At 65.5% G+C, this 23,483-nt stretch carries 24 protein-coding genes; 9 read left to right on the top strand and 15 right to left on the bottom strand.

From position 1 onward, the window contains the following. Positions 1-10 precede the first annotated feature (10 nt). From LZ519_RS02345 to LZ519_RS02310, 8 genes are all read right to left on the bottom strand, one after another. On the bottom strand, positions 11-1,234 hold the full coding sequence (locus LZ519_RS02345; RefSeq protein ID WP_249867132.1) for a M48 family metallopeptidase: 1,224 nt from the start codon (positions 1,232-1,234) through the stop codon (positions 11-13). Further along, positions 1,234-2,013, bottom strand: a complete 780-nt coding sequence (locus tag LZ519_RS02340) for a hypothetical protein (protein ID WP_249867131.1) — start codon at positions 2,011-2,013, stop codon at positions 1,234-1,236. Before LZ519_RS02340 ends, LZ519_RS02345 begins: the two co-directional genes overlap by 1 nt. A gap of 99 nt (positions 2,014-2,112) precedes the next feature. Next, positions 2,113-3,720, bottom strand: a complete 1,608-nt coding sequence (locus tag LZ519_RS02335) for an alkaline phosphatase family protein (protein ID WP_249867130.1) — start codon at positions 3,718-3,720, stop codon at positions 2,113-2,115. Next, complete coding sequence (gatB, locus tag LZ519_RS02330; protein WP_249867129.1) at positions 3,720-5,189, bottom strand: Asp-tRNA(Asn)/Glu-tRNA(Gln) amidotransferase subunit GatB; 1,470 nt, start codon at positions 5,187-5,189, stop codon at positions 3,720-3,722. Before gatB ends, LZ519_RS02335 begins: the two co-directional genes overlap by 1 nt. 2 nt (positions 5,190-5,191) lie before the next feature. Beyond that, complete coding sequence (gene gatA / locus LZ519_RS02325; RefSeq protein ID WP_249867128.1) at positions 5,192-6,661, bottom strand: Asp-tRNA(Asn)/Glu-tRNA(Gln) amidotransferase subunit GatA; 1,470 nt, start codon at positions 6,659-6,661, stop codon at positions 5,192-5,194. Further along, positions 6,658-6,945 (bottom strand): Asp-tRNA(Asn)/Glu-tRNA(Gln) amidotransferase subunit GatC, encoded by a 288-nt coding sequence (gene gatC / locus LZ519_RS02320; RefSeq protein WP_249867127.1) that lies wholly within the window; start codon positions 6,943-6,945, stop codon positions 6,658-6,660. The genes gatA and gatC overlap by 4 nt, the downstream gene beginning before the upstream one ends. 43 nt (positions 6,946-6,988) lie before the next feature. Beyond that, positions 6,989-7,465, bottom strand: coding sequence for a peptide-methionine (R)-S-oxide reductase MsrB (gene msrB, locus LZ519_RS02315; protein ID WP_249867126.1), 477 nt, complete (start codon positions 7,463-7,465; stop codon positions 6,989-6,991). Positions 7,466-7,467: 2 nt separating this feature from the next. Then, positions 7,468-9,294, bottom strand: coding sequence for a DUF885 domain-containing protein (locus LZ519_RS02310; RefSeq protein ID WP_249867125.1), 1,827 nt, complete (start codon positions 9,292-9,294; stop codon positions 7,468-7,470). A 227-nt stretch (positions 9,295-9,521) separates the two neighbouring features. Between LZ519_RS02310 and LZ519_RS02305 the strand changes: the two genes are divergently transcribed. The 5 genes from LZ519_RS02305 (at position 9,522) to LZ519_RS02285 (ending at position 13,273) form a co-directional block, all read left to right on the top strand. Then, entirely contained in the window at positions 9,522-9,827 is a 306-nt protein-coding gene (locus tag LZ519_RS02305; RefSeq protein WP_249867124.1) for a hypothetical protein, read from the top strand. A 230-nt stretch (positions 9,828-10,057) separates the two neighbouring features. Next, the gene (locus tag LZ519_RS02300) at positions 10,058-10,720 is read left to right on the top strand and encodes a TIGR02466 family protein (RefSeq protein ID WP_283937273.1); all 663 of its coding nucleotides are present in this window, start codon (positions 10,058-10,060) and stop codon (positions 10,718-10,720) included. 86 nt (positions 10,721-10,806) lie between these two features. Then, complete coding sequence (locus LZ519_RS02295; RefSeq protein WP_249867122.1) at positions 10,807-11,907, top strand: DUF3089 domain-containing protein; 1,101 nt, start codon at positions 10,807-10,809, stop codon at positions 11,905-11,907. Beyond that, positions 11,895-12,377 (top strand): Holliday junction resolvase RuvX, encoded by a 483-nt coding sequence (gene ruvX, locus LZ519_RS02290; protein ID WP_431358076.1) that lies wholly within the window; start codon positions 11,895-11,897, stop codon positions 12,375-12,377. Before LZ519_RS02295 ends, ruvX begins: the two co-directional genes overlap by 13 nt. Positions 12,378-12,388: 11 nt before the next feature. Next, positions 12,389-13,273 carry an aspartate carbamoyltransferase catalytic subunit gene (locus LZ519_RS02285; RefSeq protein ID WP_249867121.1) on the top strand — a complete coding sequence of 295 codons (885 nt, stop codon included), beginning with the start codon at positions 12,389-12,391 and terminating at the stop codon, positions 13,271-13,273. On the opposite strand, the gene LZ519_RS02280 is transcribed toward LZ519_RS02285, so the two are convergent. From LZ519_RS02280 to LZ519_RS02270, 3 genes are read right to left on the bottom strand one after another with little or no spacing between them, the layout of a single operon-like run. Continuing rightward, on the bottom strand, positions 13,270-14,619 hold the full coding sequence (locus LZ519_RS02280) for an SPOR domain-containing protein (RefSeq protein ID WP_249867120.1): 1,350 nt from the start codon (positions 14,617-14,619) through the stop codon (positions 13,270-13,272). The genes LZ519_RS02285 and LZ519_RS02280 overlap by 4 nt on opposite strands. 6 nt (positions 14,620-14,625) lie before the next feature. Continuing rightward, positions 14,626-15,327 (bottom strand): hypothetical protein, encoded by a 702-nt coding sequence (locus LZ519_RS02275; protein ID WP_249867119.1) that lies wholly within the window; start codon positions 15,325-15,327, stop codon positions 14,626-14,628. Between the two features lie 11 nt (positions 15,328-15,338). After that, on the bottom strand, positions 15,339-16,061 hold the full coding sequence (locus LZ519_RS02270) for a ParA family protein (protein WP_249867118.1): 723 nt from the start codon (positions 16,059-16,061) through the stop codon (positions 15,339-15,341). Between the two features lie 99 nt (positions 16,062-16,160). Here LZ519_RS02270 and LZ519_RS02265 point away from each other — a divergent pair, with 99 nt between their 5' ends. Then, positions 16,161-17,126, top strand: coding sequence for an SPOR domain-containing protein (locus LZ519_RS02265; RefSeq protein WP_249867117.1), 966 nt, complete (start codon positions 16,161-16,163; stop codon positions 17,124-17,126). Between the two features lie 4 nt (positions 17,127-17,130). On the opposite strand, the gene serB is transcribed toward LZ519_RS02265, so the two are convergent. Then, positions 17,131-18,009 (bottom strand): phosphoserine phosphatase SerB, encoded by an 879-nt coding sequence (gene serB / locus LZ519_RS02260; protein ID WP_249867116.1) that lies wholly within the window; start codon positions 18,007-18,009, stop codon positions 17,131-17,133. On the opposite strand from serB, the gene miaA reads away from it, so the two are divergent. Further along, on the top strand, positions 18,002-18,919 hold the full coding sequence (gene miaA / locus LZ519_RS02255; RefSeq protein WP_249867115.1) for a tRNA (adenosine(37)-N6)-dimethylallyltransferase MiaA: 918 nt from the start codon (positions 18,002-18,004) through the stop codon (positions 18,917-18,919). The two genes, serB and miaA, sit on opposite strands and share 8 nt — an antisense overlap. A gap of 9 nt (positions 18,920-18,928) precedes the next feature. Beyond that, positions 18,929-19,906, top strand: coding sequence for a ketol-acid reductoisomerase (gene ilvC / locus LZ519_RS02250; protein WP_249867114.1), 978 nt, complete (start codon positions 18,929-18,931; stop codon positions 19,904-19,906). Here ilvC and LZ519_RS02245 read toward each other — a convergent pair. The 3 genes from LZ519_RS02245 to mutL form a co-directional block, all read right to left on the bottom strand. After that, positions 19,903-20,088, bottom strand: coding sequence for a hypothetical protein (locus LZ519_RS02245; protein WP_249867113.1), 186 nt, complete (start codon positions 20,086-20,088; stop codon positions 19,903-19,905). The two genes, ilvC and LZ519_RS02245, sit on opposite strands and share 4 nt — an antisense overlap. Before the next feature lie 85 nt (positions 20,089-20,173). After that, positions 20,174-20,506 carry a hypothetical protein gene (locus LZ519_RS02240; protein WP_249867112.1) on the bottom strand — a complete coding sequence of 111 codons (333 nt, stop codon included), beginning with the start codon at positions 20,504-20,506 and terminating at the stop codon, positions 20,174-20,176. 52 nt (positions 20,507-20,558) lie between these two features. Then, the gene (gene mutL / locus LZ519_RS02235; protein WP_249867111.1) at positions 20,559-22,283 is read right to left on the bottom strand and encodes a DNA mismatch repair endonuclease MutL; all 1,725 of its coding nucleotides are present in this window, start codon (positions 22,281-22,283) and stop codon (positions 20,559-20,561) included. 152 nt (positions 22,284-22,435) lie between these two features. Between mutL and LZ519_RS02230 the strand changes: the two genes are divergently transcribed. Then, a complete protein-coding gene (locus LZ519_RS02230) occupies positions 22,436-23,479 on the top strand; it encodes a rod shape-determining protein (RefSeq protein ID WP_249867110.1) in 1,044 nt (347 codons plus the stop codon). Positions 23,480-23,483 lie beyond the last annotated feature (4 nt).

Genomic DNA, 23,483 nt, shown 5'->3' with positions numbered 1-23,483 from the left:
TCGTCGCTCCTCAGCTGATCATCTGCCGGATATAGGCGGCGTCGACGGCGTCGGGCTTCATCGACAGGTAGCGCGACAGAGCACTCCGCGCTTCGGCCGTCCTGCCCTGCTTGATGAGGGAAAGGCCGTGCCAGCGCCAAGCGTCCGGCGGAGCGTCGGGATAGGCGACCGCGATCGCATAGCTCTGCTCGGCGCGCTCCTGGTCTCCCCTGCGGTTACGGAGCCGCCAGACCTCGCCCTCGTAGAAGCGGAGGAGGCCGTTCCACCCGTCCTGGGCCAGCGTCTCGATCACATATTGGCTCGCGCCGGGATCGTTGAGCTTCACCTGGTCGTCCAGGAGCATCTGGCGAATTGGGGCGATAGCTTCCAGGTAACGGGGCCGTCCGGCGTCATAGGTTCGTCCCGGCACCGTCATTTCGGCAGCGCTGGCCCGGAGGTCCGCCATTCGGGTCTCCTCCGCTGGATGAGTCGCGAACAGGTCATAACCCCGGTCGCGGTGCTTGCGGCGATAGCGGGCGCTTGCGTCGAGTTCGCCGATCAGCTGGGCCCAGGTGTTTGACATCTCGATCGGCGCATATCCTGCCTCGGCGATCAGCCTGACCCCCATTGCATCGGCTTCCGCCTCGAGCTCGCGGCTGTAGCGGAACAGCGACAGCAAGGTGCCGAGCTGGGCCAGCTGCACGAAATCGCCGAGATAGACCCCGGCACCCGCCCCGCCGACCCCGGCGAGCATTGCCCCGATGGTGAAAATATCGGTCTTGCGCCGCATGTCGCGCCACTGCCGGATCATGTGGCGGCGAAGGAAATGGCCGCCTTCGTGCGCGATCACGCCGGCAAGCTGGGCTTCGCTGCGCATCCTCAGGAGGAGCCCGGAAAAGACGACTGCGAATCCGCTCGGGAACATCATCGCGTTGAATTCCGGAATCCGGACCACGTAGATCCGCATGTCCCTGGCGGCCGGACCGCCGACCTTGCCGATCAAGTCGCGAACGTAGGAGTCGATTCCTGCGTTCTTCATGACAAGGTTCGATCCGGCGACTTCTTCCTCGACCCGGTCCATCTGCTGCCACAGGCCCTGCTCGTCCCTGTCCGCGGGCTTGAACCCCGGCCCGATGAGCGGAACCATGTCGGCGGGCTTGATCCGCGCTTGGGCGACTCCGGTCATCGTCGCGGCCGCAAGCGCGCCGCCGGCGGCGAGCAGGGAGCGCCGGCTGATTTCGCAACGGATGCACATCAGCTTCGCGCCTTCTGCTGCCGGCGGATGTCGTATCCCGGCTTCATGCGGCCGAGTAGCCGCTCGACCATCTGCGCGGCGCCTTCGGGGGTGCGGATGTCTCCGAGGTTGATTCCCGCCACTTGCGTTCCGGCCTGGAGAACGTTGAACCAGACGACCTCGCCCGTGTGCAGGTCGACGAGCGAGGCATAAGCCAGCTGGCCTCCGCCCCCGACGTTGGGAGCGCAGAAGCCGATGAAGCAGCCGGCGATACCCAACACCTGGACCGCGATCCGTCCTCGCGAGGCAAAGCTGTCCTCCGCGTGCATGAACAGCATGTAGTCGAAGCCGGTCTTGCGGCCGAAGTTCACCGCGTCTTCGCCGAGCGTGTAATCGAGCCCCTTGCGGCTCTTCGTCGGAAGATAGGCGCCGTCATATTTGTGGAGGACGATCGACTGGTCGACGACGTAGTTCAGCCGCTCCAGGTCGGCGACTTCGTCAGGGTCGGCACCAGGGACATCCGTCCGCCGCTCGATCACCAGCACATGGCCTCCGCGAGCCGACTGCTGGGCTTTGAGGGCCGCGATTAGGTTGGTCCGCGCAGTTTCGGTCCAGTCGGCGCGCGGCTCGGTCATCCCGCCCGTGCTGACGGAGCCAACGGAAACGTCGGGCCGCAACACAAGCAATTTGTAATCGCCCTGGGGCGGGCTGAATTGAAGGTCCGCATATTGCTGCGTCTGTACGCAAGCCGACGCGGCAAAGCTCAGGGCGACGGCAATGGCGATGCCGGATTTGCGCATGTCGGACGACTCCCCGCGGCAGAATGCTTTGCCGCTTCGCCCGCTTTACTGCTTGGGCCCCGCTTAACGCTAGATGAAAAATGCAGCTTTTTGAATAACCTAGCGTGAAGGGCAGGCTATAGACGCAATTCCCTGAAGGCAGTGGCCGTCGATGCTGGAGGCCTCGATCGGGATTCCGATCATCGCCGCAAGGGTCGGCATGATGTCCGGGGTCTCGATGGCCTCGGCCCGGTCGGAAGCGGCCATTCCGGCCCTCCAGAAGAGGATCGGGACTCTTCGGTCATAGTCCCAGGCGCTCCCGTGAGTGGCCACATCGCCATGCGTCGGCTTGGTTAGCAGCGACACGCGCTCTTTCAGCAGGACCACGAGATCGCCGGACCGCTCCCGGTCGAACGACGCCCGCGCCCTTTGCTCGAGCGTCCAGGCACTGGGCGCACCGGTCGGAAGCGCCAGCTTCCCAAGCTCATCCTTGGTGAACACCGCCGCGACCTGCGGGTGCTCGCGATACAGGCGTACTGCCTCGGCAAGCGCCTTGGCGCGTTCGCTGGAGGGGATCGACGGCGCCAGATAGACGTCGCCGCCAATTCCGCCGGCCAGCAACGGGCCGGGCAATCCGAGCGCCTGGCCGAGCTTTGTCCCCATGGCGCTAGGAGCGAGCGCGGGATCGGCCCGCGCGCCGCCTGATCGCTCGGGAATATCCTCGACCCCGTGATCCGCGGTCAGCGCGACCGCATAATCGAGGTGCATCGCGTCCAGCGCACGGAAGAAATCGCCGAGCTCGCGGTCGAGCGCATACATCTGAAGGCACATTTCCTCGCCTTCGCTTCCGTAGGTGTGGCCGAGATAATCGGTGGCTGAAAGCGCGATGGAGAGAACGTCCGGCGCCCGGTCCCGCCCGAGTTTCATGTCCTGGATGAGGCCGGCCGCCACCGCCAGGGTCGCGCCGTCGAAGTCGGGCGAAGCACGAAACGCCTCATAATCGCCGGCAGCGCGCGCCAGGCGCCCGCCGCCAACCGAGACGCCGCTCGAGAGCGGGACCAGCTTCGCCTTGGTCTGGCAATAAGGCGGCGGATCCAGCGGAGCTTCCGCAGTCGCGACCAGCCTGGCGATGCCTGCGTTGGCCAGGGCGATCGAACGCGGCGCCGGAGCCGACGCGAGGTCGGTGACGAACTGCTTGCCGTTCCAATACCAGCGCTGGTCGACCGAATGGCCGCTCATCATCACTGCGGAGCGGTCCTTGCCGGCAACCGCGACATTCTGGCTGTCCGGCGAGAGCTTCTTCAGGATGTCGCCGAGCGTCGGCACCTTCAGGTGCACGGCCGAGACGGTGTAATTCCTGTAGGTCGAGCCGGGAACACGCTCGTCCTCGGCACAATAGATCTTCTTGTCCGCGCGAGGAGCGGATTGGTCGATCCAGCTGTTGGCGATGATCCCAGTCCGCGCCGGAAGCGAGCCGGTGAGGATCGTCGAATGGCCCGGACAGGTCTCCGTAGCCGCTTGGCCCTGGTAGCCGTTGCGGAATACCGTTCCCGACGACAGGCGCGCGAGCCCGGCAGTGAAGCGCGGCCGGTATTCGTCGAACAGGTCGGCGCCGAACTGGTCGACAGAGATCACGATCAGCAGCTTTGGCGCTGCTGGCACCTGGGCAGCTGCGGGGATGGAAGAGGTGAGGACAAAGGCGGCAGAAAGCGCCGGCAGGATACGCATCAACCCTCCAGTTTCGCCCGCAGCCTCTCGTTGACGACCTTCGGGTTGGCCTTGCCGGCCATCGCCTTCATCACCTGGCCGACGAAGAAGCCGAACAGCGCCTGCTTCCCGCTTTTGTACTCGGCGACCTTGTCGGCATTGGCGGCTAGCACCTCGTCGATGCGCGCGTCGATCTCGCCGGTGTCGCTGGTCTGCTTCAGTCCCCGCTCCTCGACGATCTCGGCGGCGCCCTTGCCGCTCTCGAGCATGATCTCGAACACCTGCTTGGCGAGCGTGCCCGAGAGGGTGCCGTCGGCGATGAGGTTCAGGAGTTCGCCCGCCTGGGCGGCACTCACCGGGCTTCGGTCGATCGTCAGCTCCAGCCGGTTGAGCGCGCCGAACAGCTCCGAGGCCGTCCAGTTGGCCGCGGCCTTCGGCTCCGCGCCGCTCTCCAGTAGCGCGTCGAACCAGCGGGCGATGTCGACGTCGGCGGTGAGGACGCTCGCGTTGTAGGGCGGAATCCCGAGCGCCTCATAGCGCTTGCGCTTGGCATCCGGCAGCTCGGGCAGGCTTGCACGGCATTCCTCGAGGAACGCCTCGTCCAGCTCCAGCGGAAGCAGGTCTGGATCGGGGAAATAGCGATAATCGTGCGCGTCTTCCTTCGACCGGAGGGTCCGGGTGACGCCCTTGTCGGGATCGTAGAGGCGGGTTTCCTGGACGACTTCACCGCCTTCCTCGAGGACCTCAATCTGCCGCTTCGCCTCATGCTCGATCACGGCCATTACGAAACGGACCGAGTTGACGTTCTTGGTCTCGGTTCGGGTGCCCAGCTCGCCGCCGGGCTTGCGGACGCTGACGTTGACGTCGGCGCGCATCGAACCTTCTTCCATGTTGCCGTCGCACGAGCCGACATAACGAAGGATTGTTCTGAGTTTCCTGAGGTAAGCCCCTGCTTCGGCAGGAGAACGCATGTCAGGCCGCGACACGATCTCCATCAGCGCAACGCCCGCGCGATTGAGATCGACGTAGCTCATCGACGCATGCTGATCGTGCATCAGCTTTCCCGCGTCCTGCTCCACGTGGATCCGTTCGACGCCGATGCGCTTGGCCGAGCCCTCGTCCTTCTCGTCGACCAGGACCTCGACTTCACCCTCGCCGACCAGCGGATGGTAGAGCTGGCTGATCTGATAGCCCTGCGGAAGGTCCGCGTAGAAATAGTTCTTCCGGTCGAAGCGGCTCCACGCATTGATCTTGGCTTCCAGCGCCATTCCGGTCCGCACCGCCTGCCGGATGCACTCCCTGTTCGGCACCGGAAGCATGCCCGGCATCGCCGCGTCGATCAGGCTTACCTGCGTGTTCGGCTCCGCACCGAACGCGGTCGCTGCGCCGGAGAACAGCTTGGAGGCGGTCGCGGTGATCTGCGCGTGCACCTCGAGGCCGACGACGACCTCCCACTCGCCGGTGGCGCCTTTGACGCGATAGTCGCTCACGCTCACCACCACTTCTCCGCCCGATGCGTGAAGCCGGCCCGCTCCTCGATCGCCAGGGCGGCGTTGAGCACCGTCTGCTCGTCCATCTCCGGGCCGATCAAGTGGAGTCCCAAGGGAAGCCCCTGCTCGTCGAGGCCGCCGGGAACGCTCATCGCTGGAAGCCCGGCGAGGCTCGCGGGCACAGCGAAGACGTCATTGAGATACATGGCCAGCGGGTCGCTCATCTTCTCGCCGATCCCGAATGCGGCCGATGGCGCGGTGGGCGTCAGGATGACGTCACACTGCTCGAATGCGCGCGCAAAGTCCTGCTTGATCAGCGCGCGGACGCGCTGCGCCTTGGTGAAGTAAGCGTCGTAGAAGCCCGCCGAGAGCACATAGGTGCCGATCATGATCCGGCGCTTCACCTCGGCTCCGAAGCCGGCTGCTCGCGTCGCCGAATACATGTCGTCGAGCGTCTTCACACCCTCGACGCGCATTCCGTAGCGAACGCCGTCATAGCGAGCGAGGTTGGACGAGGCCTCGGCCGGAGCGATGATGTAATAGGTCGGGAGCGCGTATTTGGTGTGCGGAAGGCTGATTTCGACCGGAGTCGCGCCGGCGTCCTTCAGCCACTCGATGCCCTTGTCCCAAAGCACGTTGATCTCGTCCGGCACTCCGTCGATCCGATATTCCCTTGGAATACCGACTCGCTTGCCGCTGAGATTGCTGGACAAAGCGCCTTCCCAATCGGGAACGGGCTGGTCGAGCGAGGTCGAATCCTTCGGATCGAAACCGGCCATCGCCCCGAGCAGGATCGCGCAGTCACGAACCGTCTTGGCCATCGGCCCCGCCTGGTCGAGCGAGCTTGCGAATGACACGATCCCCCACCGCGAGCAGCGGCCGTAGGTCGGCTTGATCCCGCAAATGCCGGTGAAGGCCGCCGGCTGGCGGATCGAGCCGCCGGTGTCGGTGCCGGTGACGCCCGGTGCAATCCCTGCCGCGACCGCGGCCGCCGACCCGCCCGATGATCCGCCGGGGGTCAGCGAGACGTTGCTCCCGTCCGTGCGCCGCCACGGGCTGATCACCGGCCCGTAGGCGCTGGTCTCGTTCGACGAGCCCATCGCGAACTCGTCCATGTTGAGCTTACCGAGCATGCCCGCGCCCGCCTTGCGCAAATTGGCGACCACGGTGCTTTCGTAAGGCGGCTTGAAGTCCTTGAGGATCCTGCTTCCGGCGGTCGTGTCGACGCCCTTCGTCGCGAACAAATCCTTGATGCCGAGCGGGATTCCGGCGAGCGCACCGGTCGACTTGCCGCTGTCCGCTGCGTCCGCAGCCGCAAGCGCGTCCTCCGGAGTCTCCACAGTGTAGGCATTCAGCCCGCGAGCCGCGGCCACGGCGGCATTATACGCCTCCGCGACCTCGCGCGCCTTGAAATCGCCTCCGCGCATGCCGTCGCGAAGCTCGGCGATCGAAAGGTTGGTAAGGTCGGTCACTCGATCACCTTAGGGACCGCGAAGAAGCCGTGTTCGGCTCCCGGAGCGTTGGCGAGGATCGCGTCGCGGCAAGCGCCGTCAGTGACCGCGTCATCGCGCAGCCGAAGCTTTTGCTTGATCACAGCGGTCAGCGGCTCGATTCCGTCGGTGTTCACCTCACCGAGCTGCTCGACCCAGCCGATGATGGCGTTGAGTTCCGGCACGAGGCGCTCGATCTCCTCGTCGCTCATCGCGATTCGGGCGAGCTTGGCGATGTGGCGGACCTGTTCGGGGGAAACTGACATGGAGCGCGCCGGATAGCGGCGACGCCCCAGAGCGGCAAGCGCTCTAGCCGCTCCACGCCTCCCCCTCGGGTGCGCCGCGGCCGAGCTTGTCGGGAAGCGGCTCGCCTTCCGGCGTGAAATCGAGGCTGACGGAATTGATGCAATAGCGCTCGCCGGTCGGCGGCGGACCGTCGGGAAAGACGTGCCCCTGGTGCGCTCCGCAGCGCGCGCAGACGATCTCGGTACGCACCATTCCGTAGCTCATGTCGCGGATCGTATCGAGGTGATCGGCGGCGAACGGCGTGGTGAAGCTCGGCCAACCCGTCCCGCTCTCGAACTTGGTGCCGCCATGGAACAGCGGCAGCCCGCACAGCCGGCAGGTGAACACTCCGGGCCTCTTCTCATCCAGGAACACCCCGCAGAACGGCGCCTCGGTGCCGTGCTCCAGCAGAACGCGCCGCTCATCCTCGTTCAAATCCTCCTTCAGCTCCTCGAGCTGCTCCTCGGTCGGAGGGGTGAGATCGAATGCGGCTTCGGCCATTTCTATTTCCTCGATGCGATCCACTCGTCCACCCGCGTCTCGAGCACGGGAAGCGGCTGCGAACCGTCGCTTATGATCAAATCGTCGAACGCCTTGATGTCGAACTTCGGTCCAAGCGCGGTCTCCGCCTTCTTGCGAAGCTCCATGATCTTCAGCATTCCGATCTTGTAGCCGGTCGCCTGCCCTGGAAGCGTGATGTAGCGCCGGACTTCCGAGCGCGCCGCGTCGGGGGACTGCCGGCCGGTCTTGATCATGTAATCGACCGCCTGGTCCTCGGTCCAGCCGAGCGCGTGGATCCCAGTGTCGACCACCAGCCGCGCCGCCCGGAACAGCTCCGCATCCAGACGCATGAAGTCGGACGCGATGTCGGGATAGGCGCCCATCTCCTTGCATAATTGCTCGGAATAGAGCGCCCAGCCCTCGTTGAACGCGACATAGCCGCCGGCCCGGCGGAACTTGGGCGTGCCGGTCTGGCGAACCTGGATGTCGCCCGCCATCACGTGGCCGGGAACGCCTTCGTGGCACATCAGGTCGGCGAGCGCGGCAGGGTCCTCCGTGTTGCCGAGCAGGTGGACATAGACCCGGCCCGGCCGGGTGCCGTCCGGGCTCGGGCCACCTGCGTGGGCGGCACCGCCGGCGACCTCGCTGAACGAGGGCTCGCGAACCACCTCCATCTTGTATTTGGGAACGTCGTTGAAGCGCTCGGGGAGAAGCTCGCGATTGTGCGCGATGATGGCGTTCGCCCGGTCGAGATAATCTTTCCGGAGAGCGTCCGTCCACGGAGTGGGCGGGAAGCGTTTCTCGCGATCCGCGTAGAAGGCGTGCCGATCGGCAAAGCCGGCCTGGCGAGCGAGCGCATCCTGCTCAGCCTCGATCCGAGCGACTTCGCTAAGCCCGATCTTGTGGATCTGGTCGGCGGTGAGGTCGAGCGTCGTGTTGAGCTTGAGCGCGGCCGCATAATAGTCCGCTCCGCCCGGAAGCGAGATCGCGCCGACCCGCCCGCTCGGCGCATTCGGAAGCTCGCTCGTCGCCCATGCGATGACTCGCTCATACGCCGGCTTCATTTCCAGCAGCGCCGCCCGGCTGTCCTCTAGCAACGCATTCGCCTTCGACGCGTCGATCTTGCCGGCCGACTGGAGCTTGGCGACCTTCGCCTTCGCGTCGGCCCAAAGCGGCGAATCCTCGCCCGCTCCAAACGGCGCTCCGGCGATCAATGTCTTGCTTCCGCTGATCACCCGCTCGATCTCGAACTTAGGAGCCCGGATTCCCTGCGCGTCCGACTCCTTGCTCTGGGCGATCGCCGTATCCAGCACCGCCGGAATGGCGCGAATGCGGGAATTGTAGGCGCTCATGTCCGCCTCGTCCTGAACCGTGTGCGTGTTGATCAGGAAGTTCGGAAGCGACGCGTGGATCGAATAGAGGAAGGAATAGAATGGCGGGCTGTAGTGGCGGTACTTGTACCGGCGCTCAGCACGCTCGAGCTCGGTCACCCGGATGTCGTAATTGGTCTGCCCCCTGGCCGACAGCTTGCTGCGGTCGAACTGCGCCTTCATCCGCGCGACGCTGTCGCGAAGCGCTTCCAGCCGCTTTAGCTCGCCTGCATCGCTGATGTCGTCGAGCCGGTCCTGGCCCTCCTTCATCCCGAGCCGGGTTGCGAGCTGCGGGCGGGACTTCAGCTCCTCGGCGAATTCCTGGTCGAGGAAGGCGGTGAGCCGCGCGTCTTCGGCATTGGCAGGAGCGGCGATCGGAGCCGGCTGGGCCGAGACCGATGCATACTGTGGGACAGCGACGATCGCCGCGGCAACGAGCAGCCAATGCAATTTCCGCACGAAAATTCCTCCCCTCGGATTGTCGGGCGAACCCTAACGAAAGGTATGCTCACTGCAACCGATTGCGTCGGACCGTTCGTAGAAAATTCGCGCTATTTACCCCTCCGTTTCGATCAGCCTGGTGCGATCGCCACTTCCGGCAATTGCGGGCGGACCCCAGCCTAGGGAGACCTCCCGATTGAGTCGCAAAGGGATGAGGAATAGCCGGCTTCGCAGGAGGAAGGCCGATGATCGCTGCCATTCTCGCACTTGCGGCACTGCAAATGACTCCGAGCCTACCCGGTTCGCCGCCCGATCCTCCGACCAACGGCGGCGGCGAGCGATGGGGAGTCGTTAGCCTCGACTACGAACGCGACGCCATAAATCTCCGGACTGAAATGCGTGCGCTCCAGGAGGCCGATGGCGGTCAGCTGACACCGCAACATCGTGCTTACGTGAAGAAAAAGGTTGAAGCGCTTCTCAATGCCTATCGCCGCGACGCTGAACGCGCGGGCCCGACGGCGATCAACGCGGACGGATCGAGGCCGCGCTAACGCCGCTCTTCTGGCAGCTTTGCGTGGAAAGCTGCCATTCAGTGCGCGGCTATCGAAAACGAACGTTCCGCGCCAGCTTGGTCTTGTCCCGCGACTTTCCCTGTGCGAGCCTCTCAAATTCAGGGGTTGCGCAATGCGTCGAAAAAATTTCACTCCCGACACCCCGGACGGAGCGTTCCTCGAATGATTGAAGGGCGCACGCTGCCGGGCGCCGCGGCGCTTCAGAGCTGATGGCCGGTGGGGTGCCTAAGGGGCAGTTGAGGGCGTTGTTCGCAACACCTGTGATCTTCGACGAACTCGAAGACGCAGCGGACCTCAATCGCCAGTTGGAGGCAATCATCCTCGCGCGGCGGGAGCATGAACCCGGTTTACGCCTGTCCAACCATGGTGGCTGGCAGTCTCGACACGATTTCCCTGATTGGTCCGGTGCGGCTGGCAATCGGCTTATCAGGCACGCGCTAGGTCTAGCCTCATTCTATACCGCGACCGACGCGCCGGTAGGGCTGGGATGGGTGACGGACTGCTGGGCGAATGTCTCGGAGAGCGGCGCTTTCAACATGGCACACATCCACGGAGGGTCCTTCTGGTCGTGCGTCTATTATGTGAGGATCGGAGAGGGAGGCGGAGGCCAGTTGGTGCTCCACGACCCCCGCATGCCTGGCCTTACCATGCATGCGCCTGATTATCGCTTCGAGGGTGTCGGTGCGGAGGTCGCAGCCGGCATCAAGCCCAAGGCTGGCCTGATGGTGCTCTTCCCAGGATGGCTGTCCCACAGCGTGGAGCCGTTTCATGGCACGGGCACAAGAATTTCCGTGGCAATGAATATTCGCGCCGTACAGCCGGTGCGGCGCAATCAAGCAACAGGATCAATGGAGGGCGCGCCGAAGGCCTGAAGGGCCAACCAAAGATGCGCTCAATTCGAGATTACAGAGCAGGCTCGGTTGCCCGCCAGCAGCCCCTGCCCTAACCGCCACGTCCAATGTGCGCTCGCCGCTTCCTGATCTTCGTGACGTTCCTGACCCTGCTCGTCGTCGGGGCGGCCTTCGCCATCTATCAGTTCGGCGGGTCGGTCCTTCGCCATCAATATACGCCGCAGGGCCATTTCGCGGCCCCGGCGCCCAGCAGCGGCCCCGATTATGCCAAGGCGGAGTCGTGGATCGCCCGGCCGGACATCCCGCACAACGCCGCGGGATGGCTGCCGCCCGGAACGCCCGTCGCCGAGCCTGGCGAAGCGGCCGTCTTCTACGTCCACCCCACGACCTATCTGAAAGGCGATCACTGGAATGCGCCGCTCTACGAGCGGGACAGCGGCTGGCGCGACCAGCTGTTCACCCAGAGCCAGGCGAGCGCATTCAACGGCGCCGGCGCGACATGGGCGCCGCGTTACCGCCAGGCTGCGTACGGCGCCTTCCTTCTGGAGAGCGACGATGCGCAAAAAGCGCTCGACCTCGCTTACGGCGACGTCTCCGCGGCGTTCGACGAGTTCCTGAACCGCGTCGGTGCGGACCAGCCGATCATCCTCGCCGGCCACAGCCAGGGGGCGCTTCACCTGATCCGGCTCCTTCAGCAGCACAAGGCCGTGCTCCAGAAGCGGCTTGTCGCCGCCTATGTCGTCGGCTGGCCGATCGACATCCGCGCTGACCTTCCCGCGCTCGGCTTTCCCGCGTGCACGGCGGCCGACCAGTCGGGCTGCATCCTCTCGTGGATGAGCTTTGGCGATCCGCCCAACGCCAATTTCATCGTCGGTGACTGGCAGGGCACGAAAGGGCTCAACGGCGGCAAGCGCAACCGCGAGCAGATCCTCTGCGTCAATCCGATCACCGGGACTGAGAGCGGCTCGGCGCCACCCGCGGCCAACCCCGGAACGCTGGTCCCCAACGGGGACTTTTCAAACGGGACTTTGGTCGCGGGCTCGGTCGGGGCGCGCTGCGAGAAAGGCCTGCTGCTCGTCGACGGAAACTTGCCGTCTCTCGGAGGCTTCGCGTTGCCGGGCAACAATTATCACGTCTACGATTATGCTTTGTTCTGGGCCGCGATCCGGCGCGACGCCGAACGGAGGCTGGCCGCATGGAAGCGCTGATCACCGGCTACACCTCGGCCTTCGCCGACGCGCTGCCCGACGCGGGCAAGCTTGCGGGGCTGGATGTCGGCACCAGGACGATCGGCCTAGCGATTTGCGACGCCGGCTGGCACTTCGCCGGTCCCGCCGAGACGATCAAACGCACCAAGTTCACCAAGGACCTGGAGGCCCTCCGCGCCTTCGTCGAGCGAGAGCATGTGGTCGGCGTCGTCGTCGGCCTTCCGCTGAACATGGACGGAAGCGACAGCCCTCGAACTCAATCCGTCCGCGCCTTCGCCCGCAACCTCGCTCCGCTGGATCTTCCGATCCTGCTGTGGGACGAACGTTGGTCCACGCAGGCTGTCGAGCGCGCGATGATCGACGCTGACGTCAGCCGGGCGAAGCGCGCGGAGAAAGTGGACGCGCTTGCCGCCGCCCACATCCTCCAAGGTGCGATCGACGCACTGGCAAATCTTCCGGGTCCGGAATAAGCGGGACGCTCGTGGACCTTCTTTCAATCGATTCCCTGAACGACGCGCAGATCGGGACCATCCTCGATCGCGCGGATTTCCATCTCGCCGCCAATCGCTCCGGAGGTTCGAGCAACGCCCTCGCCGGCAAGCTGGTCTTCAACCTCTTCTACGAAAATTCGACCCGAACGTTGATGTCCTTCTCCACCGCGGCGCATCGGCTCGGGGGTAGCGTCGTGACGCTCCCGGTCGAGCAGTCGTCTGTGAAGAAGGGCGAAACCCTCGAAGACACCGCGCGAACGCTCAACGCAATGCGGCCGGACGTGGTGGTCATCCGCCACCGTGAGAACGGAGCGCCCCAACGCGTCGCCGAAATCATGGACAGTCCGGTGATCAACGCCGGCGACGGCACTGACGAGCATCCGACCCAGGCGCTTCTCGATGCGGCGACCATGCGCTCCCGCTTCGGGAGCTTCGAAGGACTGACCGTCGCGATCTGCGGCGACATCCGCCACAGCCGGGTGGCCCATTCCAACGCCATGCTTCTTCCGCGGTTGGGTGCAAAGGTTCGGCTGGGCGGGCCGCCGATGCTGATGCCCGACGACCTGCTCGCGCCGCATTCGGTCGACGAGGCGATCGAGGGCGCGGACGTGGTGATGATGCTTCGTGTGCAGCGCGAGCGGTTGGCCGAGGACCTCGGCGACGCTCCCGGGGAATATCTGGCCCGCTACGGCCTGACTGCCGAACGGCTGGCGAAGGCGAAGCCGAACGCGCTCGTCATGCATCCCGGCCCGATGAACCGCGGAGTGGAGATAGACGGAGCGATCGCGGACGACCCGCATCGCTCGCTGATCACGCTTCAGGTCGAATATGGCGTGGCAGTCCGGATGGCCTGCCTGGAGCTTGTCCTCGCCTAGCGCGAAGCCATCTGGACGGGTGCATCACCGGCCACGAGGCGAACGAAGCAGTTCCCGCCGCGGCTCTGGAGGAGCTCGCAGCGCAGGCGCGCTTCGCGGTCGCTTCCGAAGCCCTTGATCGACAGCCGCCAGACGGTGCCCTTCGGCCCTTCGAAGCGGGCGCGCTGGGGCGAATATTTGGCGAGCGCCGGATAGCGCTTGGTGATCTTGTTCCAGGCGACGCTGACCTGCGCCGGCGAGCTGTAGGCGCCGAGCTGGACGACCGAGTTCGAATGGCCGTTGGCGCGGTGCGCCTTCCTGGCCGCCCGGCGGACCGTATCGCTGATCGCGACATAGCTGGCCGGCTGGGCAGGAGCCTCGAAGCGGGTCGGAAGCTCCGGCATGGGAGCAACAGCCTGGACGACGGGAGCTTCAGGTTTCGATTGCTGAAGGAGCGAGCGCGCTGCCTCGGCGGCGACGGCGACCTGGGCCTCCTCGGCCTGGCTCGGCGCCGGATCCGGCAGTGCCGGCAGCGGAGCAGGCGGAATTTCCGCGGGCTGCGGAGCCTGGAAGGGCTCCGGCTGGCTCTTCGGAAGGACAAGCTGCGCCATGCGCTGGTTATCAGGCGAAGCCTTGAGTGCGAGCTGTTGCGGCTGGCCAGGATCGGTGGTCGGATGAACGCCGGTTACCATCGCGAGCTGGTCGTACGGGTGCGAGGGCGTGGCCATCGCCATCCACTGCTCGACCCGCGAGTCGAGCTGGTCGGGCGAAACGTCCTGAGCAGCGACGGTGCGAGCCATGGTCCAGTCGCCGGAAAGGCCATAAGCGAGCGCGAGGTTCTGGCGGACGCGGGCGTCTGCCCCCGGCGCTCGGGCAACTTCGCCGAGGATTGAAACGGCGTCGTCCGGACGGCCGGCGAGGGCCACGGCAAGCCCATAGTCGGCGGGATCGAGTGCACCGCGGGCCGCATCAAGGGCGGCCAGAGCGTCGGAGGACCGGCCCTGCCCGATTTCGACAAGCGCGAGCTTGAGCACCACGTCCGCCTGAGCCGGAGAAAGGGTCAGCGAGTCACGGTAGGCCTGCTCGGCCGAAGCGAAACGGCCGGCGGCGAAGTAGCAATTGCCCAGAAGCTTCCGGAAGCCGGCGTCGTTGGGCGTGTACTGCACCGCCTGCTCGGCGAAATCGACCGCAAGCGCGAACTGGCCGGACGAGAGAGCCGACTGGGCGCGCATCGCGAGCCCGATTTTCGAGCTGTCGGCCTTGGAGGCGAACGATTGCCGCCCCTGCGGCTGTCCGATCGCGCAGCCGGCGAGGGCCGCCACGATGGCGATTGAGGAGATTGCGGTACCAAATCGGGCCGGGCGCATTGTCGCTTATCCCTTCCGTTTTGCCTTTTGGGCGAGTGTGTCGAGCTCGGGCATTTCGCCGAGCAGCTTGTCGAGAGCCTGGGTGACCAGCATCTGCGCCGAGCGTCCGTCGACGGCGCAGGCGAGCCGAAGCTTCAGGTGCCGATCTGGATCCAGGCGAAGAGTGAAGGCAGCCTTGCCCTTGGTTCCAGGCGCGGCGCGTTCCTTGCGCTGGCGGCGAGCGGCAGGCGCGGGTGCGGGCTGGCGCACGATGACCGGCTCGGGCTGCGGCTTAGCCATCAGCACCGGTGAAAGGTCGGCTTCGGATTCGATGGCGTCTTCCGCGTCGACGTCGGCTTCCGGCTCGTACAGCTCGGCGGAATCGTCGACTTCCTCCTTCTCTTCCTCGCCCGCATCGTCCGGCGTGTAGGCCGACAGCCGGCCGGCGATTTCCGCCTGCTGGTTGTGGACGGGAGACTCGATCGGCGTCAGGCCGGCAAGATTGTGTGGATGCGCCGGAATGACTTCGCCGAACGCATCATGTTCCTCATCCGGAGCCGGGTTGTGCGCCGGCTTCGGCGGCTCGAACCCCATGTCGTTCCAGCCGAGGTCCTCCAGGCTTGCGCCGGCCTGGCCGAAGCCCTGCGGACGCATGGCCGGGCGGGCCGCGCCCTTGCGGGCGAGGAGGCCGGACGAAAGAGAAGCGAAAGGCTTAGGCTCGGTTTTCACGCATTCCCCCGTTACTGGCCCATCACGCGACGGCCGAAGCCGCCGACTGGACGCGGGCTCGCCTGGCTGATGCCCGGCGCTGCGTTGGGGGCTGCAAAAACCGTCCGGCGGAAATTCTTCTCGAGCCGGTCGGAGATATATTCCCACAGCTCGATGACTTCGCGCGCGGAGCGACCGTTGGGGTCGACCTCCATCACGGTCCTGCCGTCGATCATCGACGCCGCGAAGTCCGTGCGGTGGTGAATGGTAACAGGAGCGACGGTTCCGTGCTGAGACAGCGCGACGGCCGCCTCATAGGTGATCTTGGCTTTGGGCGTCGCCGCATTGACGACGAAGATGAGCGGCTTTCCGGCACGATCGCAAAGGTCGACGGTGGCGCCGACGGCACGAAGATCGTGCGGGCTCGGACGGGTCGGGATGACGATCAACTCGGCGACCGCGATTACGCTCTGGATCGCCATGGTGATCGCGGGCGGAGTGTCGATGACAGCGAGGCGGAAGCCCTGCTGGCGAAGAACCTCAAGATCCGAAGCGAGCCTGGCGACGGTCGTCTGGGCGAAGGCGGGCATGTCGGCCTCGCGCTCGTTCCACCAGTCGGCAAGGCTGCCCTGCGGGTCGATGTCGATCAGGCAGACGGGACCGGCGCCCGCAAGCTGAGCTTGCACCGCGAGGTGACCGGAAAGCGTAGTCTTTCCTGATCCGCCCTTCTGCGATGCCATAGCGAGAACGCGCATGTTTTCCCCTGCCCTTTGCGATCGATCGAGGCGGGAGTGACACCCAAGGCTCTAAAATCTGGTTAATTGCTCCACGACCCTGTTGCCCGCGCCGGCAAGATGACTAGGCTAGCCGCGGGAGATTATCCGGGGATGAAGTTCATTCGATTCAGCTTGTTACTGGTGATCGCGACTAGTGCTGCGTCCGCTTCGCCGGCGGCCGCGCCGAAAACGGTCCGGGACGGAATCACTGCCTGGCAGAATGCGGATTACGCGTCTGCAGTCGCGATCTGGCGCCCTCTGGCGGAAAGAGGGGACGCGGACGCAGCCTTCAACCTGGGCCAGGCCTATCGCCTCGGGCGGGGCGTGACCGTCGACCTCGCACAGGCGCAGAAGTGGCTCGAAAAGTCAGCGCGGGCAGGACATCTGGACGCACAGACCACCTTGGGCCTGCTGCTGTTTGACAGCGGAAGCCGCGATTCCGCTTTGGTTTGGCTGAAGAAGGCTGCCGAGCGCGGCGATCCGAGGGCGATGCTGGTCTATGGAACGGCGCTCTTCAACGGTGACGGCGTGCCGCGCGACCCGTTGATGGCCTATGCCTATGTCAGCCGGTCCGCGGCCCAGGGGCTCGAACCGGCGAAGACAACCCTCGCCGAAATGGACAAGGTTTTGCCGGTCGATGTTCGCCGCCGGGCGGTCGAGATCGCACTTCAAAAGGCGGCGGAAGTCCCCGCGCCTGGCTCCAAACCGGCGAAAGCCGCGAAACCGGCCAGGGTAGCGGCGAAGCCCGCCGTCCCGCCCGCCGTCAAAGCGAAGCCGGTTGCTACTCCGTCAGCAGCCGCTTCGCCTAATCAGGTTGCCACAGCGGGAAAGTGGCGCATTCAACTCGGCGCCTTTTCGAAGCGGGAGTCGGCTGAATCCCTGTACCGGAAATTCTCAGGGGCGCTGGCCGGACACCGGCCTTTCTATGTTGCCGCGGGCGCAGTCACCCGGCTTCAGGTCGGACCCTACCCCAGCCGCGCGGCCGCTGCGGCTGCTTGCGCCTCGCTCAAGGGCCAGGCCTGCTTCCCCGTCGAAGCGAAATAGAAGCTCAGCCGCACACCCATTCCTTTTTGCGGATTCCCTGCGCCCACAGGAGCGCGTCGAGGCCGTGATGGTCGATTCGTGCGTCGGCGATCTCCGCAAGCGCGGGCTTCGCGCGATAGGCGACGCCCAGCCCAGCCTCCTCCACCATCAGCCGGTCGTTCGCTCCGTCTCCAATCGCCAGCACATCGGCAGCCTCCACGCCAAGCTTGCCACGCTCCTCGATCAGCGCTTCCAGCTTCGCCTGCGCGTCCACGATGGGGTCCTCGACACCGCCGCTCAGCTGGGTGCCGTCGAACAGCAGGCGATTGGCCCGCACAGTGTCGAAGCCGATCATCTTGGCGACGGGCTCGGCGAAGGACAGGAACCCGCCCGAGATCAGCAAGCTTCGAGCGCCACCAACGCGCATCGTCCGGACGAGTGTTGCCGCTCCGGGGTTCGGGACGACTCGCTCGGCAAGGCAGCGAGCGATCGCATCCTCCTCCAGCCCTGAAAGCAGGGCCACGCGCTCGCGAAGCGCGGCCTTGAAGTCGAGCTTGCCCTGCATTGCCCGTTCCGTGATCTCGGCGACCTCGCGCTTCAGGCCTGCAAAATCCGCCAGCTCGTCGATGCATTCCTGACCGATGATCGTGGAATCCATGTCGGCCACGAGGAGCTTGCGGAACCGCGGCTCGGGCGGCTGCACGACGACGTCGACCTCGGGCAGCGATTCGAGGGCCCAGCGGACCGCCTTGGCATCGCCCGATACATGCAGGTCGACGGCGTCGCCTTCGTCGATCCAGGCTCCGAACCGCGCCTTGGGGTCCAATTCTCTCAGAAGCCCAAGCGCCCGGTCCACCATCCTGTCATCGAGCCGTCCCGCTGCTATCAAAGTTGCGATGAACATGGTCGCCTTAATTGCCGGACCGACGGCTAGCGGCAAGTCGGCGCTTGCGCTTGCGCTCGCCGAGAGCACCAGCGGGCTGATCATCAACGCGGATAGCGCGCAAATCTATCGCGACCTGCCGATCGTCAGCGCCGCGCCGAGCGAGGACGACCTGCGGCGCGCGGAGCACAGGCTATACGGCATCGGCGACGGCGCCGAGCCCTGCTCCGCCGCGGAATGGGCGGAGCTGGCGAAAGCCGAAATCCAGGAGGCGCAGCGAAACCGGCGCCTTCCGATCCTAGTCGGAGGCACCGGCCTCTATTTGCGGACGCTTCTCGACGGCATCGCGCCGGTCCCGCCCATCGACGCTGACATACGCAAGCGCGTGCGCGGGCGCCCGGCTGAGGAGAACAGGTCGGAGCTTGAGCGTCTCGACGCTGAGGCCGCGGAGCGGCTCAACCCCGCGGACACGACAAGGATCGCTCGGGCGCTTGAGGTCGTTGCCTCTACCGGCCGCACTCTCGCCAATTGGCAGTCCAGCCGCGAAGGCGGGATTGGCAGCCAGATCGACTTGAAACCGCTGATCCTGCTGCCGCCTCGGCCGTGGCTCTACGAGCGCTGCGATTCCCGATTTGCGAAGATGGTCGACGATGGGGCGGTTCAGGAGGTTGAGGCACTGCTCGCCCGTCGGCTCGATCCTTCACTGCCCGTAATGCGCGCCATCGGGGTTCGGGAAATCGCGGCTTTCCTGAAGGGCGAGCTCACTCGCGAAGAGATGCTGGAGAAGGGCCAGCAGGCGACGCGCAACTATGCGAAGCGGCAGTACACCTGGTTCGCTCACCAACCGCCGCCCGAATGGCCGCGGTTCGCCAAGCCCCTGGAGGGCGAAGCAATCGGCCGGGCTCTGGCCCTGCTTCGGCCAAGCGCGTAGGCGGCGTCGATGGAGCTGATCCGTGACAAAGACATCGATCCGGCGCCGCTCGCCGACAAGCGCGTCGCGATCCTTGGCTATGGCAATCAGGGCCGCGCGCAGGCGCTGAACCTGAAAGATAGCGGGATCGACGTCGTCGTTGGGCTTCGCGGCGCATCCGGAAGCAGCATCGAGGCGCAGGCCGCCGGGCTTGAGGTCGAGCTGCTCGAGACCGCAACAGCAACCGCAGACGTCATCATGTTCCTCGCGCCCGACGAAATCCTCGGCGACCTGTACACCGAGGTCGAACCGCACATCCGCAAAGGCGCGGCGCTCGGATTCAGCCACGGGCTTGCGATCCACTTCGGCTTCATTCGCCCCCGGGCCGATCTCGACGTGTATCTCGTTGCACCGAAGGGTCCCGGAACGGCGCTGCGCTCACTGTACCAGGCCGGCAAGGGCATGGTCGCGCTCTGGGCGGTCGCCCAGGACGCAAGCGGCAATGCGCGCGACATCGCCCTCGCCTATGGCCGCGCCATCGGCTGCGCTCGTGCCGGCCTGATCGCCTCCTCCTTTGAGGAGGAAGCGGTGGCGGACCTGTTCAACGAGAATGCGGTGGTGTGGGGTGGAGTGCCCGAGCTTCTGCGCGCCGGTTTCGAGACGCTTGTCGACGCCGGAATCTCGCCCGAAGTCGCCTATCTGGAGTGCGTCGGCGAGCTCAAGCTGATCGCCGACCTCATCGAGGCTCGCGGGATCGCAGGAATGCGCGAGGTGATCTCCAACACGGCGGAGCTCGGCGCGGTGCTGGGCGGGCCGGCGATCATCGACGACGCGATCAGGGAAAAGATGGCCGGCGTTCTGAAAACGGTCCGCTCCGGCGAGTTCGCCAAAACGCTCCGGAGCGAGGCGGAGAACGGCTATCCGAAGCTCGACGCCGCGCGACAGGCCGCGCGCTCACAGCCGATCGAGCAGGTCTATCAGAAGTTGAGGAAGCTTACGGGCGACTAGCCGATTTCGTCGCGAACGGGGATTTCCCGTTCCCCGACTGACGCCCGCTCCAGGTAAGCCTTCTGAAGCTTGCGATGGGCCTCGGCCGCTTCGCCGTCACCGGCGGATTTTGCGAGCTCGAGCTCCTCGGCCGCACGCTGCGCATAATATGCGCGATCTTTGCTGGCGTCCTGCTCTTCCATGGCTCTACTCCTACTGAGCGGAGAGCCTAGCAGCTTTTGCGGGCGAAGTCGCTCGTTCTATCCCTGTAACGGTGCGACACATCGCTCAGAAGCGAAGCGACAGGCCGACAGCCAGCTTCTTCGACTTGCCGGCCACCGGTGTCATGGATCCGTCCGAATATTTCGGTTTCGTCTTGAAGAAGCCGATTCCAACCGTCGCATTGGGCGAGACGTCGCGGCCGACGATGATTCCCTGCCCGTGCCTCAGGGTTCCGTCGGGAGCGCGATAGTCGATGACAGGGAGAGCGAAACTGCTGCGTGCAAGGTTCAGCTCGGGCTCGCTCGGCGCAGGTTGCAACTTGAGGTCGGCGGCAGGATCCTGGGCGAGCGCCGGCGCTGTCCACAACAGCGCCATCATAAGCACTGCGCAACGCGCCATCGTCTCTCCCCTGTCGCTGGTTGAACAACAGGAGCGACGCGCGGTTCCTTAACTATCTGCGTCCGAACAGCTTCTCGATGTCGGAGTGGGCGAGCTTCACCCAGGTGGGGCGGCCGTGGTTGCACTGGCCGGACCGCGGAGTGACCTCCATTTCGCGCAGAAGCGCGTTCATTTCCGCCACAGAAAGCACGCGCCCTGCCCTCACCGATCCGTGGCATGCGATCGTCGCCTCGACATGATCCAACCGCTCCTGGAGCGACATTGCCGAACCGAGCTCGGCGATTTCGGCGGCGAGATCGGCGAGGAGCTTGTGGACGTCGGGCGAACGAAGCGCTGCGGGGACCGAACGGACGAGGATCGAGGTCGGGCCGAACCGCTCGAGCTCAAGACCAAGGCCGGCGAGCTCGGCAGACGCACCTTCGAGCCGGTCGCAATCGGGCTCCTCAAGCTCCACGACCTCGGGGATCAGCAGGTCTTGCCTCGGAACGCTTCCGCCAGAGCGGGCGGCGCGAAGCCGTTCGAGGACGAGCCGCTCGTGTGCCGCGTGCTGGTCGACGATGACGAGACCGTCGTCGGCCTCGGCGACGATGTAGGTGCTCGCGACCTGGCCGCGAGCGACGCCGAGCGGATAGGACTGCACGGGCTCGACGGCAGGTTCCGCACGGGCGGAGGGATCGACCCGGATGCCGGTGAACAACGCCCGTTCCTCGCGAACTCCGGCGGGTGGCGTCGAGGGGGAGCTGACGCTGCTGGTCCAGACGACCGGCGCGGCCGATTGCTCGTGGGCGGCGCTGCGGTGGGACTCCATGTCTAGCGCCGAGCGGATGCCGCCGACGATCAGCCCGCGGACGGCCGCAGCGTCGCGGAATCGAACCTCGGTCTTTGCCGGGTGGACATTGACGTCGACCTCTTCGAGGGGGACGTTGAGGAACAAGGCCGCGATCGGGTGGCGGTCGCGTGCGATGAGATCGCGGTAGGCTGCGCGCAACGCGCCCACGAGCAGCCGGTCCTTCACCGGCCGCGAATTGACGAACAGATATTGCTGGTCCCCGACGCCGCGGTTGAGAGTCGGGAGGCTGACCACGCCGGTAAGGCCGAGACCGTCCCGCACGCAGTCGATTCCGACGCCGTGCCTGTCGAGCTCGGGCGCGAGCAACGTGGCGACCCGCGCCTGCGGGCTCGACGGCTGAAGCGAAAGGATTTTCCGCCCGTCATGCTCCACCGCGAAGGCGACGTCGCTCCTCGCCATCGCAAGCCGCTTCACTGCATCGAGCGAGGCGGCATATTCCGCGCGCGGACTGCGCAGGAACTTGCGCCTCGCCGGCACCTTTTCGAACAACTGCTCCACTCGCACCCGGGTGCCGGGCGGAAGCGCAGCCGGTCCTTCGCCCACTCGCTTGCCGTGATCGACTTCGATCCGCCAGCCATCGGCGCCGCTGGTCCGGCTCTCAAGTGTCAGGCGCGAAACGCTCGCGATCGACGGCAGCGCTTCTCCGCGGAAGCCGAAGCTCGTGACTCGTTCGATGCTGTCTCCCGAAAGCTTGGACGTCGCGTGGCGCTCCAGGGCCAGGCGCATGTCGTCCGGGCTCATTCCCGAACCGTCGTCGACCACTTCGATCAGGCCGGTGCCTCCGCCGGAAAGCCGAATGGTGATGGTCTTCGCACCAGCGTCGAGGGCGTTTTCGACCAGCTCCTTGAGCGCGCTTGCCGGCCGCTCGACGACCTCGCCCGCGGCGATTCGGTCGACCAGTTCGGACGGCAGTCTTCTTATTGACATGTTAATAGCTCTAGCCCAATCCGAAGCGTCCCGCGAAGCGCTGATTTGAACCGAAAAATTCAGTTCGCTTTCAATGCGAAGCGGTTAATTCTCGTTTCTGTGGCCGGGGGGAAAGTCCGGCTTCCGGACTTAAGGCGGAGAGATAAATCAGGATGTTCTGGACGCGCTGGTTCAAATGGATGTCGCATGACATGGCGATCGACCTCGGGACCGCCAACACGCTCGTTTACGTGCGGGGCCGCGGAATCGTTCTAAATGAACCGTCGGTGGTCGCGATCGAGACGGTGAACGGCGTCAAGCGGGTCAAGGCCGTCGGCGACGACGCCAAGCTGATGATGGGCAAGACGCCGGACCAGATCGAGGCCATCCGGCCGCTTCGCGACGGGGTCATCGCCGACATCGACGTGGCCGAACAGATGATCAAGCACTTCATCCACAAGGTGCACGGCGGCAAGATGCGCGCCTGGCGCTTTCCCGAGATCGTGATCTGCGTGCCGTCCGGATCGACGTCGGTCGAGCGCCGAGCGATCCGCGACGCCGCTTCCAATGCTGGAGCAAGCCAGGTCTATTTGATCGAAGAGCCGATGGCCGCCGCGATCGGCGCGGACATGCCGGTCACGGAGCCGATCGGGTCGATGGTCGTCGACATCGGCGGCGGCACCACCGAAGTTGCGGTCCTCTCGCTTCGCGGCCTCGCCTACACCACCTCCGTGCGGGTCGGCGGCGACAAGATGGATGAAGCGATCAGCTCCTACGTCCGCCGCAACCACAACCTCCTGATCGGCGAGGCAACGGCCGAGCGGATCAAGAAGGAAGTCGGAATCGCCAAGCCCCCGACGGACGGCATCGGCAAGACGGTCCACATCAAGGGCCGCGACCTGGTCAACGGCGTTCCGAAAGAAATCTCGATCAACCAGGGCCAGATCGCCGAAGCGCTTTCAGAGCCCGTCGGGACGATCGTCGAGGGAGTCCGGATCGCTCTTGAGAACACTGCTCCCGAGCTCGCCGCAGACATCTGCGACCAGGGCATCGTGCTGACCGGCGGCGGAGCCCTGCTTCAGGGCCTCGACGAGGTCCTTCGCGACGAAACCGGCCTGCCTGTAACCGTTGCGGAAGATCCGCTGACCTGCGTCGCCTTGGGCACTGGCCGGGCGCTCGAGGAAGAGCAGTTCCGCGGCGTCCTGCAGACGGCGTAAGAGG

Origin of the sequence: Sphingomonas anseongensis (assembly GCF_023516495.1) — a bacterium.
Taxonomy (GTDB): Bacteria; Pseudomonadota; Alphaproteobacteria; order Sphingomonadales; family Sphingomonadaceae; genus Sphingomicrobium; species Sphingomicrobium anseongensis.
Note: the sequence above shows the minus strand (reverse complement) of the source record. Positions and strands in the feature narration are given on the sequence as shown.

Bases quoted from the DNA above. Each gene is read 5' to 3' on its own strand.
- LZ519_RS02345 (WP_249867132.1), bottom strand. From the start codon at position 1,234: ATGTGCATCCGTTGCGAAATCAGCCGGCGCTCCCTGCTCGCCGCCGGC.
- LZ519_RS02340 (WP_249867131.1), bottom strand. From the start codon at position 2,013: ATGCGCAAATCCGGCATCGCCATTGCCGTCGCCCTGAGCTTTGCCGCG.
- LZ519_RS02335 (WP_249867130.1), bottom strand. From the start codon at position 3,720: ATGCGTATCCTGCCGGCGCTTTCTGCCGCCTTTGTCCTCACCTCTTCC.
- gatC (WP_249867127.1), bottom strand. From the start codon at position 6,945: ATGTCAGTTTCCCCCGAACAGGTCCGCCACATCGCCAAGCTCGCCCGA.
- msrB (WP_249867126.1), bottom strand. From the start codon at position 7,465: ATGGCCGAAGCCGCATTCGATCTCACCCCTCCGACCGAGGAGCAGCTC.
- LZ519_RS02305 (WP_249867124.1), top strand. From the start codon at position 9,522: ATGATCGCTGCCATTCTCGCACTTGCGGCACTGCAAATGACTCCGAGC.
- LZ519_RS02300 (WP_283937273.1), top strand. From the start codon at position 10,058: ATGGCCGGTGGGGTGCCTAAGGGGCAGTTGAGGGCGTTGTTCGCAACA.
- LZ519_RS02295 (WP_249867122.1), top strand. From the start codon at position 10,807: ATGTGCGCTCGCCGCTTCCTGATCTTCGTGACGTTCCTGACCCTGCTC.
- ruvX (WP_431358076.1), top strand. From the start codon at position 11,895: ATGGAAGCGCTGATCACCGGCTACACCTCGGCCTTCGCCGACGCGCTG.
- LZ519_RS02280 (WP_249867120.1), bottom strand. From the start codon at position 14,619: ATGCGCCCGGCCCGATTTGGTACCGCAATCTCCTCAATCGCCATCGTG.
- LZ519_RS02270 (WP_249867118.1), bottom strand. From the start codon at position 16,061: ATGCGCGTTCTCGCTATGGCATCGCAGAAGGGCGGATCAGGAAAGACT.
- LZ519_RS02265 (WP_249867117.1), top strand. From the start codon at position 16,161: ATGACTAGGCTAGCCGCGGGAGATTATCCGGGGATGAAGTTCATTCGA.
- miaA (WP_249867115.1), top strand. From the start codon at position 18,002: ATGAACATGGTCGCCTTAATTGCCGGACCGACGGCTAGCGGCAAGTCG.
- serB (WP_249867116.1), bottom strand. From the start codon at position 18,009: ATGTTCATCGCAACTTTGATAGCAGCGGGACGGCTCGATGACAGGATG.
- ilvC (WP_249867114.1), top strand. From the start codon at position 18,929: ATGGAGCTGATCCGTGACAAAGACATCGATCCGGCGCCGCTCGCCGAC.
- LZ519_RS02245 (WP_249867113.1), bottom strand. From the start codon at position 20,088: ATGGAAGAGCAGGACGCCAGCAAAGATCGCGCATATTATGCGCAGCGT.
- LZ519_RS02240 (WP_249867112.1), bottom strand. From the start codon at position 20,506: ATGGCGCGTTGCGCAGTGCTTATGATGGCGCTGTTGTGGACAGCGCCG.
- mutL (WP_249867111.1), bottom strand. From the start codon at position 22,283: ATGTCAATAAGAAGACTGCCGTCCGAACTGGTCGACCGAATCGCCGCG.
- LZ519_RS02230 (WP_249867110.1), top strand. From the start codon at position 22,436: ATGTTCTGGACGCGCTGGTTCAAATGGATGTCGCATGACATGGCGATC.